At 58.7% G+C, this 13,795-nt stretch carries 17 protein-coding genes; 7 read left to right on the forward strand and 10 right to left on the reverse strand.

Annotated features, from left to right (window positions below; all coding sequences use genetic code 11):
- Positions 1-39 precede the first annotated feature (39 nt).
- Genes LOH53_RS04285 through LOH53_RS04310 form a run of 6 tightly spaced genes read left to right on the forward strand, consistent with a single transcriptional unit; the run spans position 40 to position 3,511 of the window.
- Entirely contained in the window at positions 40-549 is a 510-nt protein-coding gene (locus LOH53_RS04285; RefSeq protein ID WP_230066489.1) for an SUKH-4 family immunity protein, read from the forward strand.
- Positions 550-578: 29 nt separating this feature from the next.
- Complete coding sequence (locus LOH53_RS04290) at positions 579-995, forward strand: CoA-binding protein (protein ID WP_230066490.1); 417 nt, start codon at positions 579-581, stop codon at positions 993-995.
- 22 nt (positions 996-1,017) lie between these two features.
- Entirely contained in the window at positions 1,018-1,938 is a 921-nt protein-coding gene (locus tag LOH53_RS04295) for a polysaccharide deacetylase family protein (protein ID WP_230066491.1), read from the forward strand.
- A 55-nt stretch (positions 1,939-1,993) separates the two neighbouring features.
- Entirely contained in the window at positions 1,994-2,548 is a 555-nt protein-coding gene (locus LOH53_RS04300) for a dihydrofolate reductase family protein (protein ID WP_230066492.1), read from the forward strand.
- A complete protein-coding gene (locus LOH53_RS04305; RefSeq protein ID WP_230066493.1) occupies positions 2,545-2,949 on the forward strand; it encodes an MmcQ/YjbR family DNA-binding protein in 405 nt (134 codons plus the stop codon). Before LOH53_RS04300 ends, LOH53_RS04305 begins: the two co-directional genes overlap by 4 nt.
- Positions 2,933-3,511, forward strand: coding sequence for a DUF1990 family protein (locus LOH53_RS04310; RefSeq protein WP_230066494.1), 579 nt, complete (start codon positions 2,933-2,935; stop codon positions 3,509-3,511). Before LOH53_RS04305 ends, LOH53_RS04310 begins: the two co-directional genes overlap by 17 nt.
- A gap of 126 nt (positions 3,512-3,637) precedes the next feature.
- On the opposite strand, the gene purL is transcribed toward LOH53_RS04310, so the two are convergent.
- The 5 genes from purL to LOH53_RS04335 form a co-directional block, all read right to left on the reverse strand.
- Positions 3,638-5,974, reverse strand: a complete 2,337-nt coding sequence (purL, locus tag LOH53_RS04315; protein ID WP_230066495.1) for a phosphoribosylformylglycinamidine synthase subunit PurL — start codon at positions 5,972-5,974, stop codon at positions 3,638-3,640.
- Positions 5,975-6,727, reverse strand: a complete 753-nt coding sequence (gene purQ, locus LOH53_RS04320) for a phosphoribosylformylglycinamidine synthase subunit PurQ (protein ID WP_230066496.1) — start codon at positions 6,725-6,727, stop codon at positions 5,975-5,977.
- A gap of 2 nt (positions 6,728-6,729) precedes the next feature.
- Complete coding sequence (gene purS / locus LOH53_RS04325) at positions 6,730-6,981, reverse strand: phosphoribosylformylglycinamidine synthase subunit PurS (RefSeq protein WP_230066497.1); 252 nt, start codon at positions 6,979-6,981, stop codon at positions 6,730-6,732.
- Between the two features lie 188 nt (positions 6,982-7,169).
- Positions 7,170-8,102 carry a 3-methyladenine DNA glycosylase gene (locus LOH53_RS04330; protein WP_230066498.1) on the reverse strand — a complete coding sequence of 311 codons (933 nt, stop codon included), beginning with the start codon at positions 8,100-8,102 and terminating at the stop codon, positions 7,170-7,172.
- A gap of 3 nt (positions 8,103-8,105) precedes the next feature.
- On the reverse strand, positions 8,106-8,558 hold the full coding sequence (locus LOH53_RS04335) for a MarR family winged helix-turn-helix transcriptional regulator (protein ID WP_230066499.1): 453 nt from the start codon (positions 8,556-8,558) through the stop codon (positions 8,106-8,108).
- Between the two features lie 106 nt (positions 8,559-8,664).
- Here LOH53_RS04335 and LOH53_RS04340 point away from each other — a divergent pair, with 106 nt between their 5' ends.
- Positions 8,665-8,877 (forward strand): hypothetical protein, encoded by a 213-nt coding sequence (locus LOH53_RS04340; RefSeq protein WP_230066500.1) that lies wholly within the window; start codon positions 8,665-8,667, stop codon positions 8,875-8,877.
- A 129-nt stretch (positions 8,878-9,006) separates the two neighbouring features.
- Here the strand turns inward: LOH53_RS04340 and LOH53_RS16920 are convergent, their stop codons facing one another.
- The 5 genes from LOH53_RS16920 to ilvD form a co-directional block, all read right to left on the reverse strand.
- Positions 9,007-9,189: a hypothetical protein gene (locus LOH53_RS16920; RefSeq protein ID WP_326832740.1), complete on the reverse strand. Its 183-nt coding sequence runs from the start codon at positions 9,187-9,189 to the stop codon at positions 9,007-9,009.
- Between the two features lie 45 nt (positions 9,190-9,234).
- Positions 9,235-10,521 carry an aspartate kinase gene (locus LOH53_RS04350; protein WP_230066501.1) on the reverse strand — a complete coding sequence of 429 codons (1,287 nt, stop codon included), beginning with the start codon at positions 10,519-10,521 and terminating at the stop codon, positions 9,235-9,237.
- A gap of 200 nt (positions 10,522-10,721) precedes the next feature.
- A complete protein-coding gene (locus LOH53_RS04355; RefSeq protein WP_230066502.1) occupies positions 10,722-11,552 on the reverse strand; it encodes an SDR family NAD(P)-dependent oxidoreductase in 831 nt (276 codons plus the stop codon).
- A 49-nt stretch (positions 11,553-11,601) separates the two neighbouring features.
- Positions 11,602-11,781 carry a hypothetical protein gene (locus LOH53_RS04360; RefSeq protein WP_230066503.1) on the reverse strand — a complete coding sequence of 60 codons (180 nt, stop codon included), beginning with the start codon at positions 11,779-11,781 and terminating at the stop codon, positions 11,602-11,604.
- Between the two features lie 123 nt (positions 11,782-11,904).
- On the reverse strand, positions 11,905-13,794 hold the full coding sequence (gene ilvD, locus LOH53_RS04365) for a dihydroxy-acid dehydratase (protein WP_230066504.1): 1,890 nt from the start codon (positions 13,792-13,794) through the stop codon (positions 11,905-11,907).
- Between the last annotated feature and the right edge of the window lies 1 nt (position 13,795).

Raw genomic sequence — 13,795 nt, forward strand, 5'->3', positions numbered from 1 at the left:
AGCTGTGATTAGTGTCAGAACTAAATGAAGGAGGAAATCATGATGGACTCCAAGATTTGGGCGGCTCTGGAGCCGCTGCACCCCTCGGCGCTGGAAGATATGCCGATGGATGGCCAGTGGCTGGAGCCGCCATTTGCCGATGATCCCAGCGGGCGTGCCGTCCTGTGCAATGACGGTGACTTCCAGTTCGTTGTTGTGGACCGGAAAAAAGGGTCCGTGCTCTTTGTCTGCGAAGACGATGAATCTTTGATTGCCTCGACACTGGAGAGCTTTGTCAAGATCGTTCAGGCGTGGGGATCCATCGATCGGGATACGGTGGGTCCAGAAGATGATGAGGACTTTTCAAAGGTGCGGAAGTCCTTTGAGGAGCAGTTGAAGACTTTGGATCCGGTGGCTGCCGGTCCTAACGAATTTTGGTCCCTGTACACGGAAGAGCTCACCAGCGACGATTACGTCGACGAGGACGTGAGCGAGGAAGAAGATGAACCAGAAACTGAAACGGGTGACAATGATCGCCCGGGTATCGATGAGTCGTTCGTGAGCACGTAGGCGGCCATCCCCTCGCTACACTGTTGTGCATGGCACACATCAATGACCCGGCAGTGATCCGTAGGCTTCTTTCCACCCCCGGGCGTTGGGCCGTGGTAGGTCTGTCCCATAATCCCCTCCGTCCAGCTGTGGATGTGGCACTGTTCCTCCAACAGCAATTAGGCCAGGAGATCATCCCGGTGAGCTTGAAAGGGGACAGCGTCCACGGTGCGCAGGGTTACACGGAATTGGCGCAGGTGCCCGGTATGATCGACGTGGTTGATTGCTTTGTAAATTCGCACAAAGTGGGGGCTGTAGTGGATCAGGCAATAGCCGTGGGCGCTCGTGCGGTGTGGCTGCAATTGGGCGTAATCGACCAAGCGGCAGCACAGCGGGCAGCCGAGGCGGGGCTGGACGTCGTCATGGATGCGTGCCCGAAGATCGAAGCTGCGGCCTTGAACCTTTAGTCCACGCACATCAGGAGTTCCTATGCCGAGCCATCTTCGCACCTACCCCAACCGTTCCCGGTGGGTGACTCTGGCCATCGTCGCCGCAGTTGTGGTGGCCTTAGTTTTTGGTTTCCTGGTTTTCTATAACTCAAGAACGACGCCGGTGTCTGCGGATACGTCCACTCCGATCGCTTCAGCTGGAGCTACGAACGCGGCAAGCAATCCGGGCGAATCAACCAAACCCCCTCAAACGCCGTCGCCCGCTTCGAGTCCTAGCACCCAGCCGGTCCCTACGCAGCCGCCGGTCAACCCCGTGACTGGCCGGGTTGACACCCTGGATGGGTTGGTGCCGGACTACAAGCTGCCTCCCATTGAAAACGGTATGGTTCCGGTCATAACCAAGATTCCCACTACGCAAAAAGTGGTTTTTTTGACCATTGATGACGGTGCGGTGAAGCGTGATTCAGATCTGCAACTGCTCAAAGACAACGGCGTGAAAGCATCACTGTTTCTGGCGCAAACCTTCATAATTGGCCAGCCAGATTTTTACCAGCAGTATATTAAGTCTGGCTTTCTGATTGAAAATCACACCATTTCCCATAATTTGGGGTTCCTCTCGTTAGGGTATGCCAAAATAAAGGCCGAAATCTGCGGAATGTCAGACTTCGAAGAAGCCCACTACGGACGCCGTCCAGTCCTTATGCGGCCCCCGGGCGGCCCATATTCCAACGCTGCTCGACAAGCGGCTGCAGAATGTGGAATCAAGGCCATTGTGGACTGGGAAGCGAAGGCAAACGCGGGAGGAATGGATTACCAGGTCGGTGCCGGGCTGCGTCCCGGTGACATCGTCCTGATGCACTTCCGGCCTGAATTCCCTGCGGACTTGGCTGCTTTCCTCACGGCGCAGAAGGCTGCCGGGCTGAAGGTTGTCTTGCTTGAGGACTATCTGGGCGTGAAATAGCGCCCTAGGCGATCTAGCACCCAGTCTGTCAGCCCACAACGGTAGCCTTGGGAACATGACGAGGACCGTGTACTACACTGCCACCACGCTCAATGGCTACGTGGCGGATCCAGAGCATTCATTGGCCTGGCTCTTTGCCGTGGATGCGCAAGGTGCCCCGGACATCGGTCCTTTCATGAATACTGCTGGTGTATTTGTGGAGGGATCGAGCACCTACGAATGGGTGCTGCGCGAGGAGAACCTGCTTGCCGAACCCGCCAAGTGGCAGCAGTTTTACGGAACCCGGCCCACCTATGTTTTTACCAGTAGAAGCCTCCCCATTCCGGAAGGCGCCGATGTTCGGTTCGTCAACGGTCCGGTGAAGCCCGTTCTTACGCACATCAGAGCTGCAGCGGGTGAGCTGGACGTGTGGGTGGTGGGAGGTGGCGATCTAGCCGGACAGTTCCTGGACGCAGGCGCCCTGGACGCAATAGTTATCAATGTGGCTCCTGCGGCGTTGAGAGCAGGGGCACCGTTGCTGCCCCGGGATATCGGGCCAGATAAACTTTCCTTGCGCAGCGCACTCCAACACGGTCAGTTCGCACAACTCACGTACGAGGTCAGCAAATGATCCTTGACGCAGATGCTCTTCGGACAGCGGCACTGCTGTTTCCCGGCAGCTATGAGGATTACCCCTTCGGGGTTGAAACCTCAGTTTTCAAGGTCAAGGCACCCAGCGGCGGTAGCGAAGGTGCTGGCAAGGTGTTTGCGCTTGGGCGGCTCGACGTCCCAAAATTGAGCATTTCCTTGAAATGTGATCCGGAGCTTGCCCCGGCGTTACGTGCAGCCAATCCCGGGATCATCCCGGGGTACCATCTGAACAAGCGCCACTGGAACACGGTTGACGTCTGCGCCATCGATGCGGAGATGGTCCTTGACATGTTGGAGGACTCCTACGATCTGGTGGTGGCTGGAATGCCCAGAAAACAACAGATTGCGTTGGAATGGAGTGCACGTGTTGCCCAAGGCTGAGCAAAAGGAACTGAATTACCCGCAAATGGGCAGGACCCGCATCATCGCGTCAGAGCCGAGCGGGGCCGGAGCATGGCCAGAGGGTTTCACTCACGTGGATCAGCAAATCCGCGTTGGTTCCGGGGATGAAACGTTTGCTGCCTTGTGCGAGGGCATCATGACTTTTCAGATCCAACGCCGAGCCGGTCTCCGAGTTTCAGCTCCACCGCGTGCGGTCCCCGGAGCGCCCGTAGTGAGCGGATTCGGCGTAGCTAACCTTCGTCTGCCCATCCCGTGCAAGGTGGTGTGGGCCCTTGAACCGACAGTTTTGGTGCGTACTGATGGTGAAGAAATCACGCTGGCTGGCTTTGGCTATGGAACCCTGCCTGGGCATCCGGCTCTGGGTGAGGAGGCGTTCATAGCGATGAAGCTCTCTGACGGGGGCGTGTACTTCCGGATTCTAGCTTTCAGCAAGCCTGCAGGATTCATTTTCAAGTTGGGGGCTCCTGTGACGAAGCTGACCCAGCGAGGTGTGAGCAAGTCTTATCTGCAAGCTGCCCGGGCACTCGCCGGTCAGTTCTAAGGCACTGTGCTGGGCCCACAACTCCGAGGGGCCCCAAGTTTGGGTCGCTAACTGTGCTGGGCCCACAACTCCGAGGGGCCCCAAGTTTGGGTCGCTAGCGACCCAAACTTGGGGAGGAGTTGGGGACTAGCCGAAGTACTTCGGCAGTGTCCCCTCGTGTGCTTCGCGGAGCTCATCGAGTTCAGCGGTGAACAGGCCTTGAATATCTAAGGCGGCGCCTGCTGCATCAACCACACCGATTCGGGACAACGGGAAGCGCCGTGCCGTGCACATGTCGTTGAAGCGGACTTCTTCACTGCGTGGAACGGCCACGATGGCCCGGCCCTGCGTCTCGGCAAACAGGATCGTGAAGGTATCCACGCCGTCACGCGCCGAGACCTCACCAAGAGCCACTCGGGCGCCAGTATTGAAGCGCAGTGAGGATTCCACTAGTGCTGCCGCGAGGCCACCTTCGGAGAGATCGTGGGCAGAATCGATCATGCCATCGCGTGATGCGTTGATGAGAATCTCGCCCAGTTCCCGCTCACGGGAAAGGTCCACGGCAGGCGGCAGTCCGCCCAAGTGTCCGCGCATATTGGCCCACTCGGAGCCGTCCATCTCGGCAGCTGTGGTGCCCAGGAGGTAGATGGCTTGGCCATCTTCCTTCCAGCCCGACGGCGTGCGGCGGGCTACGTCGTCGAACTTACCTAGGACAGCCACCACGGGGGAGGGGTGGATGGGGATGGAGCCTGTCTGGTTGTACAGCGAGACGTTGCCGCCGGTGACCGGGATACCTAGCACTTGGCAGGCGTCGGAGAGCCCGCGGATGGACTCGGCCAGTTGCCACATGACATCAGGGTTCTCGGGGGAGCCGAAGTTCAGGCAGTCGCTGACGGCCATCGGTATGGCGCCGGTGGTGGCCACGTTGCGGTAGGCCTCGGAGAGCGCCAACTGGGCGCCATGGTACGGATCAAGATAGGTGTAGCGGCCATTGGCGTCAGTTGCCAGTGCCACGCCCAAGCCTGTTTCCTCGTCCACGCGGATCACGCCGGCGTCGTCCGGGAAAGCCTGTGCCGTATTACCGCCCACGTAGCGGTCGTACTGGTTGGTGATCCAGTCCTTGGAGCACATGTTCGGGGAAGCGATCAGTTCCAGTACCGCAGCTTTGAGCTCTTCAGAGGTGGCGGGGCGGGCGGCATCCTGAACGGAACCGGTGAAGTGGTCCGCCTGCAGAGCGTCCTGCCATTCGGGGCGGGCGTATGGGCGGTCATATACCGGGCCGTCGTGGGCTACAGTGCGTGGGTCGACGTCGACAATGACCTCGCCTTCCCACTTGATGATCAACCGGCCGGTATCGGTTACTTCGCCTAACCAGGAGTATTCCACAGCCCATTTGTCCATGACGGACTCAAAAGCGGCCACGTTCTCCGGAGAGACCACAGCCATCATGCGTTCCTGGGACTCGGACATGAGGATTTCGCCCGGAGTAAGGGAGGGATCTCGGAGCAGCACCGAGGTCAGCTCAACCTCCATGCCACCGTCGCCATTGGATGCCAGTTCTGAGGTAGCGCAGGAGATACCCGCAGCACCCAAGTCCTGGATACCTTCCACCAGGGAGCCCTTGAACAGTTCAAGGCAGCACTCGATCAAGACCTTCTCGGCGAAAGGGTCGCCCACCTGAACGGCTGGGCGCTTGGACGGTTTAGTGGAATCAAAGGACTCGCTGGCCAGCACGGAAGCGCCGCCAATGCCGTCGCCACCGGTGCGCGCACCGAAGAGGACCACTTTATTGCCAAGACCGGATGCGTTGGCCAAGCGGATATCCTCATGACGCATCACGCCCACAGCCAGGGCGTTCACGAGCGGGTTGCCCTGGTAGATCGGGTCAAAGACCATCTCTCCACCAATGTTCGGCAGACCCAGCGAGTTGCCGTAGCCGCCAATTCCCGCCACCGCGCCGTGCATGACGCGGGCTGTGTCGGGGTGGTCGATCGCGCCAAAACGCAGCGGATCCATGACAGCCACGGGACGGGCGCCCATGGAGATGATGTCGCGAACGATTCCGCCAATACCTGTCGCGGCACCTTGGTAGGGCTCAACGAACGACGGCGAGTTGTGACTTTCGATCTTGAAGGTCACGGCCCAGCCGTCCCCCAGATTGGTGACTCCGGCGTTTTCGCCAATGCCCACCAACATGTCCTTCTTCATTTCCGGGGTGACTTTTTCGCCAAACTGGCGCAGGTGGTTCTTGGAGGATTTGTAGGAGCAGTGTTCGCTCCACATGACCGAATACATGGCCAGCTCCGCGCCGGTTGGACGGCGCCCTAAAACCTTCACGACGTCGTCGAATTCGTTTTGCTTCAGGCCCAGTTCGGCCCAGGGAAGTTCGACGTCGGGGGTTGCCTCCGCATTCTCCACGGTGTCGATGTTGAACTTTTTTAGCGCCCCGGTGGCCGGGCCGGCGGGGAGCGAGGTCTCCGACATTTATTTGTCTCCCAAAAGTGTATTCAAGACAGAGGTGAAGAATCCGCGGCCGTCTGTGCCTGTGTGGGCCGGCCCATAGCCGTGCTCCACGGCGTGCTCGGGGTGGGGCATAAGACCCACCACGTTGCCAGCGGCGTTCGTGATCCCAGCGATGTCGCGGCGGGATCCGTTCGGGTTGGAACCCACGTAGCGGAAGGCCACACGACCTTCAGCTTCCAGGGCGTCGAGAGTCTTTTCGTCGGCGATGTACTGGCCATCCTGGTTTTTTAGCGGGACGGTGATTTCTTCACCGAGTGCGTAGGCATTGGTCCAGGAGCTCGTGTTGTTTTCCACTCGAAGGACCTGGTCGCGGCACAGAAACAACAGGTGGTCGTTCTTGATCATGGAGCCGGGCAAAAGATGTGCCTCGGTCAGGATCTGAAAGCCATTGCAAATCCCCAAAACAGGCAATTTTGCGTTCGATGTGGCGGCGTCAACGATTTTTCCCATGAGGGGGGCAAAGCGGGAGATGGCGCCAGCGCGCAGGTAGTCGCCGTAGGAGAAGCCGCCGGGGATGATGACAGCGTCCACGTCGCTCAAGCTGGAATCGCCGTGCCACAGTTCCACAGCGGTCGCACCAGAAACACGCACCGCACGGGCGGCGTCTCGGTCATCCAGGGTGCCCGGGAAGGTGACGACGCCGATGCGGGCACCAGCTAAACGGGAGTCAACGGGGGTTTGGACCGCCCCGCCGATCAAGGGGGTTTCAGTCATGTCTAGTCCGCCACAACTTCAACGTTGACCACATCTTCAATGACGGGGTTGGAGAGCATGGTCGCAGCGGCTTCGCGGGCTTGGGCCAGAATCTCCTCTGTCACCTCACCATCAACGTATAGTTCAAAACGCTTGCCCTGGCGGACCGCGGAAAACGCGGTGAATCCCAGGCGGGGAAGGGCGCCGACAATGGCTTTCCCCTGCGGGTCCAGAATTTCGGGCTTGAGCATGACGTCGACAACGATCCGGGGCATCGAAGAAACTCCTGGTGATGAGAGGGGTTGGCCGCGGAACTGCCGTCTCACGCTTTCGAAAAGGAACTCCAATAGATGGTCCAGGAATCCGTGAAACAAAGCGCTCCGCGAGCTTGCTTCCCCATTCTAGTCGAGTGTCTTCAAACTCCCGAAAATTGGACTGCCTAGTCCTGTAGCAGGGCGCCCCGTCAAGGCACGACGGTGTCTAAGAAAGTCCGTAGCCGGCCCCTGAGGACTGCCGACTCTGCACTGAAAGCGCGCTGGTGTGCCACGTAGTCGGCTTTGCCGGCGGCCGTCTCAATCTGGATCGGAGGATATCCCCATTCGGCGAGGTCGTAAGGCGAAGCGCGCATGTCCATCGCCCGAATACGCCAGGAGAGCTCAAAACAATCCATCACCATTTCGCTGGGCAGTAACGGGGAGAGCTTGTAAGCCCATTTGTAGAGGTCCATATTTGCGTGGAGACAGCCGGGCTGCTCTATATCCTGTTGGTTGACCCGTGTGGGGGTGAGCTCATTGAGTCCAGAGGCCGCCGGAGTGTAGAAACGGTACGCATCAAAGTGCGTGCAGCGGATCCTGTTTTCTTCCACCACGGCATCCGTACCACCGGAGCCAAGACGCAGGTTTAGGTATTCGTGCCTGACCTGATTGGCCTCCTGCTGGTAGACCATGGCCCATTCATGCAGACCGAAGCAGCCAAATTGTGCCGGCCTATCCGCGGTTCGGCCCAGGATAATCCGCGCGAAATCGAGTGCCTCCTTGCGCTGTTCGAGGAACTTGTTCGTGTCAATTACGACGCCGGACTTGGATGCAGCGGCTCTCTCCAGAGTGGAGCCGGGGGCAGTGCGGTAATACTTCCAGTTCAGGCGTTCTGTTGCGTTTTCGCCGGTCAAAACCACGCCCGCTCCGGGATGCCAGCGGCGCAGCTGACCTGGTTTTTGTGTGTAGTAGGTGAAAAGAAAGTCTTCCACGGGATGTTTGAATCCGCCGGAGCGGCGGGCCAAATACGGGAGGGCATAGCGGTCCACACGTTCCTGGTGGGCTTCTTCACGGGCGAGCCATGTGGCTTCATCAAGATACGCGAAGACTGGCTCTTCGAGAACGTCAGGGGCAGCGGTCATAAATCAATTATCCGCCAAAGTCTGGTGCGCTGCAGAGATCAGGGCCAGCATGCTCGTATGGAGAGCGCGCGCACGCTCAGGGTTCAGGCCCAGTCGTTCCATCATTGTGCCGGGAACTGTGAGCGCTTTTTGGCGTAAGGCGGCCCCTGCAGGCGTGAGGTCAATGGCCAAGGCCCTCTCATCCGCCGTCGAGCGTTGGCGGCTTATGTAGCCCAGTGCCTCCAACCGCTTCAACAGCGGGGACAGGGTGGCAGATTCAAGCATCAAAGTGGCGCCAATGTCCTTGACGGTGCGTGGTGCAGCTTCCCACAAAGTGAGCATCACCAGGTACTGCGGATGGGTAAGCGACAAAGGTGCCAGTACGGGCTTGTAAGCGGCAATGACGCTTCGAGACGCGACACTCAGTCCAAAGCACAGTTGGCGTTCGAGGAGTAGATCGTTCTCGGTGGCAGACATGCGTGTAGTCCTTTGGCGGTAGATGGCACTAAAGATTTAGTTAGTGCACTAATCATTAGGGTACGCTGTGAGCCACAGTCGTGAAACAACGGTAAAGGAATCTTTGATGCCTAAGGAACGCCGCGTGCATCGATTCATGCGGCTCACGGGTCGGTTGCGAGCCATCTTTGGCCCGGCTCACAGCAGTCCTTTGGACCATGAGATGACGGCGCAAAATAAGGAACTGTTGGAGCAGGCACAAGCCGCTGCGGAGCAGTGGACCATGGTCAGACGGGCCGACGGCAGTACCTATTTGGTGGACAAGTTTGCCGATGACTAATCGCTGGGTGCTTTCGGCTCCTGGAGCGGGATAATTCTCAAGGATCGCGGCGCCTTTGGGAAGGTACCGGAGTAAGATTGAGAGATACGTTTCACACCTTCAAAAATTTGAGAGGGGGTGCTGATCGTGTCAGATGAGCGAAGGTTCGTCGAGAAGGTCATGCATGCCACGGATAAGTTTCGGATGGTTTTTGGACCAGCCGATCAAGGTGATGTAGATTCCCCCATAGTTCACCGCCATGACGCCATTGAAGACGAAAGCGATGAAGTGCTCTCCCATATCGAGGAACACACGGATACGGCCGGGCATCATTACGCCACTCGCAAGGCGCAAGAACTCACGTAAATAAAAGGGAGCTTAGCGCCCTGTCCCTCCGTAGATCGTCGCCTCGTCGTCGCCGTCGAGCTCGAAAGCTTGGTGAACGGCACGCACTGCCGCGTCCAAGAGGTCGGCGCGGGTCACCACAGAAATGCGTATCTCGGAAGTAGAGATCAGATCGATGTTGACCCCGGCGTCGGAGAGGGCCTGGAAAAAGCGGTAGGACACGCCAGGGTTGGAGCGCATGCCCGCGCCTATCAGCGAAAGCTTGCCGATCTTGTCGTCGTAGATGAGATCCTCAAAGCCAACCTCAGACTGTTGGGACCGCAGGGCAGCTAGGGCATCCTCGCCTTCCACCATGGGAAGTGTGAAGGAGATGTCCGTTTTGCCGGATCCCTTAGTGGAAATATTTTGGACAATCATGTCGATGTTGGTGTGTGCGCCGGCGATGATGCCGAAGATCATGGCCGCCTTGCCCGGGATGTCAGGGACGCCAACCACTGTAACTTTTGCTTCGGAGCGGTCATGGGCCACGCCGGAAATGATGGGCTGCTCCAAGGCAACTCCTTCTGTGAACTTGATTTTGTCATCTGGACTAGGCAGTACCCATGTGCCCTCATGGTCGCTAAAGGACGAGCGCACATGAATGGGTAACCCAAAGCGACGAGCGTATTCCACGCACCGCAAGTGCAGGATCTTGGCGCCGGAAGCCGCCATTTCCAGCATTTCTTCACTGGAGATCTTGCTGATTTTTTGGGCAGTGGGCACCACACGGGGATCAGCTGTGTAAACGCCGTCCACATCGGTGTAGATCTCACACACGTCAGCATTCAAGGCAGCGGCAAGGGCCACGGCTGTGGTGTCGGAGCCGCCGCGGCCCATCGTGGTGATTTCGTGGGTGGTGCGGCTCATCCCCTGGAATCCGGCCACAATTGCAACTTTGCCTTTATCAAGGCATGTCCGCACGCGGTGCGGGTCAACGTCGATGATCCGGGCTTTGCCATGTATGCCGTCGGTGATCATGCCAGCCTGGCTGCCGGTAAAGGACTGAGCTACACCGTCATGGGCGCTGATGGCCATTGCCAGTAGCGCCATGGAAATCCGCTCACCGGCCGTCATGAGCATGTCGAGTTCGCGAGCCGGAGGGTGCTTGGAAACCTGTGCCGCCAAATCCAGAAGTTCATCGGTGGTATCCCCCATGGCGGAGACCACGACGACCACTTCATGGCCAGCATTTTGGGTTTCGACCACGCGGCGGGCCACACGCAGGATACCCGCGGCGTCACTGACGGAGGATCCGCCATATTTTTGAACAATCAAGCTCATGAATGCACACTCATCGGCTAACCTAACGCAACACAGGTAAATGACTCTCTAAAAGGTTCTGCTCTGCCGATCGCCACTGATCAGCGCACAAGCGCTCGTCTGTGGTGCGGCACTCTTGGCGCGGATTGGCAGACAGGCCTAGTTTAGCGCGGTGGCCTTCCCAAGAGGGAATTAGAGCGTCTATATGTCGGACGAGAAACTCACCGCAACCACTTCGAGAGCATGTCATCGCTTCGTTCCCACAGCTCTTTAGCCAGCGCCGGATCCTTGCTCTGGCTGCTGGTACGTGCAGGTTTGCGTTTGGCGAAGTAGCCCCCAGATTCCCAGTCGAGTCCCGGTTGGCCAATAGCCAGCCACACCATGGTTTGAGCGCCCTGGGCCGGGGTTAGCATGTAGGAGCGCATCCCGCTTCCGTAGAGGAACCGCAAGTAACTTGCGGATCCTGCGGAGAAATTGGTGGCTACTCCGCCCGGGTGGAAAGCGGCAGTAGTCAGGCCCTGGCCGCTGAAGCGGCGGTGGAGTTCATGGGTGAAGAGGATATTCGCCAGTTTGGCGTTGCCGTAGGCCCCGTTGGCTGAGTATTTTTTCGTGGCATCAAGGTCGGTTATGTCCAGTTTGCCGAAGAGTTTATGGGCCACGCTAGACGTATTGATGACGCGGGCGTGACTGTCTATCAGCACGTCCGTCAGCAACCTCGTGAGCAGGAATGGGGCCAAATGGTTGACCTGAAACGTTTTCTCATGCCCGTTTATGGTGAGTTCTCTACGGCCCATAATTCCGCCCGCGTTGTTGGCTAGGACGTCTATGTGCGGATATTTTTCCCGTAGGGCAGCGGCCAGTTCCTGCACGTCGTCGAGCCGTTCAAAGTCAGCCACGAAGAAATCAGCGTCTACATCCTCTGCAACAGCCCTGGTGCGTTTCGCGGATCTGCCGACGACGACAATCTTGTCTCCGGTTTGCGCGAGCGTCCGGGCAGCGGCCTCACCGATGCCACTGCTGGCTCCGGTGACAATGATGATGCGTTGGTCCACTGCGGTTCCTTCTAGCTGGATAAAGTGTGTGTTCCCGGTCCCGGCCATACTACGTGCCAGATGGACGCTGCGGTCCTGCGCTCATGCCTGACGTGGCGCCTCCCTCACCCCCACCGAGGGTGGATGCAATTTCCATCACGTCACCGGTGAGCTCGACGCCGAAAACCCGAACGTCATCCAAGGCAACGGTGACGGCGTGCCAAACCGTCGACGTGGCATGAAATTTCACACGCCGCGGATAGCTTGGCACGCCGTCACCGCAGGCGGACAGCAAACCGAGTCAGCAAACCGAATCAGCGCGCCGATGGGCGTCACAAATGGTCCCAGATTCTGAGCCCTTACAGAGGTACGCCTAGCGCGTTATAGGTACCGGCGCCTTCATCAAAACGGTGCTGTAGGGTACCTTGCGGACCGCTCCCTTGTCCGCACTGGTTGCCATAGACGCATAGGCGCGCAACGCGGCGGAGACCACGCGCTGACGGTTGGCGGGCTGATAACCGATCGTCGCCTCAAGGTGTTCGCGGCGGGCGTCTAGGACGTCTGCCCCGACGGCTAGTTCCAGAGAACGGTTGGGGATGTCAATTCGGATCAGGTCACCGTTTTCCACGAGGGCGATCATGCCGCCAGCCGCCGCTTCGGGCGAGACGTGGCCGATTGAAAGCCCCGAAGTGCCGCCGGAGAAACGTCCATCTGTAATAAGGGCGCACGCCTTACCTAGCTTGCGCCCCTTCAGATATGAAGTGGGGTAAAGCATTTCCTGCATACCGGGCCCACCCTTGGGACCCTCGTAGCGGATAACGACGACGTCGCCCTCCTTGACGGTGCCGTCAAGAATTTTTTCCACGGCCTCATCCTGCGACTCGCACACCACAGCCGGTCCTTCAAACGTCCAAATCGATTCGTCAACGCCAGCGGTCTTTACTACAGCCCCGTCGAGGGCAATGTTCCCGCGCAGCACAGCCAATCCACCGTCTGTAGAGAAAGCGTTGGCAACATCGTGGATGCAGCCTTCAGCGGCATCGGTGTCCAAGGAAGTCCACTCGTTTGACTGCGAGAAAGCAGTCGAGGAGCGCACTCCACCGGGGGCAGCATGCCAAAGAGATTTGGCTTCTTCCGTAGTGTTTCCACTGCGTAGGTCCCAGTCCTCTAGCCAACCGTCGAGGTCCTTGGAATGTACCGAGTGGACGTTGCCATGCAGCAAACCGCCACGGTTTAGTTCGCCCAGTAGGGCTGGGATACCGCCGGCGCGGTGCACGTCTTCCATGTAGTACGTCTTACTGCCTGAAACATTTGGAGCCACCTTCGCGAGACAGGGAACTTGGCGGGAGCGGGCATCCATATGGGTGAGGTCGTAGTCGACCCCTGCCTCCTGGGCTGCCGCGAGTAGGTGCAAAATCGTGTTGGTGGAACCGCCCATGGCAATGTCCAACGCCATGGCGTTATCGAACGCCTCCGCTGTGGCGATCGAGCGCGGCAGCACGGAATCGTCGTCGTCCTCGTAATACCGTTTGGCCAGTTCGACGGCGGTGGCCCCGGCTTTTTCGTACAGGCCACGGCGCGCGGTGTGTGTAGCCAGAAGGGATCCGTTGCCCGGCAAGGAGAGCCCGATAGCTTCCGTGAGGCAGTTCATGGAATTGGCAGTGAACATGCCAGAACAAGAACCGCAGGTGGGGCATGCGTTGGCTTCAATGAGGTCGATGTCGGCGTCAGAGACGGATGCGTCGACTGCGTCCGAGATGGCGTTGACAAGGTCAAGTGAACGTACCGAACCGTCGGTCAGAGTCACACGGCCGGCTTCCATGGGACCGCCCGAGACGAAGACGGTGGGGATATTCAAGCGCATCGCCGCCATGAGCATTCCTGGGGTAATTTTGTCGCAGTTGGAGATGCATACTAGGGCGTCGGCACAGTGGGCGTTGACCATGTACTCCACGGAATCGGCGATCAGATCGCGGGAGGGGAGGGAGTAGAGCATGCCGCCGTGGCCCATAGCGATCCCGTCATCAACGGCGATCGTGTTGAATTCGCGCGCAATTGCACCCGCGGCGTGGATGGCCTCAGAGACTATCCGACCCACGGGGGCAAGGTGGGTGTGGCCGGGCACGAACTCGGTGAACGAGTTGGCTACGGCAATGATGGGCTTGCCAATGTCAGACTTGGCGACGCCAGAGGCCATCATGAGTGCGCGGGCTCCGGCCATATTGCGGCCGTGGGTGACTGTTCGTGAGCGTAGTGAAGGCATG

Origin of the sequence: Arthrobacter cryoconiti (assembly GCF_020905375.1) — a bacterium.
GTDB lineage: Bacteria > Actinomycetota > Actinomycetes > Actinomycetales > Micrococcaceae > Specibacter > Specibacter cryoconiti.